This window comes from Facilibium subflavum (assembly GCF_003574485.1).
GTDB lineage: Bacteria > Pseudomonadota > Gammaproteobacteria > Francisellales > Francisellaceae > Facilibium > Facilibium subflavum.
Genome location: NZ_QLIT01000156.1, coordinates 1 through 657 on the forward strand (window position 1 = coordinate 1; position 657 = coordinate 657).

General features: G+C 25.4%; 1 protein-coding gene. It reads right to left on the bottom strand.

Going from position 1 to position 657, the window contains the following annotated elements:
- Nucleotides 1-66 precede the first annotated feature (66 nt).
- Entirely contained in the window at nucleotides 67-450 is a 384-nt protein-coding gene (locus DNK84_RS15225; protein WP_119344281.1) for a hypothetical protein, read from the bottom strand.
- Nucleotides 451-657: the final 207 nt, after the last annotated feature.

Below are 657 nucleotides of genomic sequence, written 5' to 3' on the forward strand. Positions count from 1 at the left end.
TTCCTTTTTTCTTTTTCTTTTTTCTTCCACCTTCTTTTTTCTTTTATCTTTCTTCTCTTTTTTTTTTCATCCCCTCATTCTGCTTCTTTCTTTCCTTTTTCTCTTTCTCTTTTTTATCTCTTTCTTTTCTTTTCTCTCTTCTTTCTTTTTTTTCTCCTCTTCTTTCTCCCTTTCTCCTCTTTTTCTTTTTATTTCTCTTTTTTTTTTTCTCCTTTCTTCTCTTCTTCTTCTTTTTTTTCTTTTCTTCTTTCTTCTTCTTCTTTTCTTTCCCTTTCCCTCTTTTCTTTTTTTTTTTTTTTTTTTTCTTTTTTTTTTTTTTTTTTTTCTCTTTCTCCTTCTCCCCTTTTCTCTTTTTCTTTCTTCTTTTCTTCCTTTCTTTTCTCTTTCTATTTTTTCTTTCCTATTTTTTTCTTTTTTTTTTTCCTTTCCTTTTTTTTTTCGCCTTCTCACTCTTTATTTCTTTTTTTTATCTCTCTTTACTTTACCTATTTCTCTATTCTTCTTTTCCTTTTTTCGCCTATTTTTTTTTTTGTTCTTCCTCTTTTTTTTTTTTTTTTTTTCCTTCCTTTTCTTCTTTTTCCTTTTTTTCATCTTCTTTTTTTTCTCCTTTTCTTCTTTTTTTTTCTTTTTCTTTTTTTTTTTCCTTCTTCTTTTTCC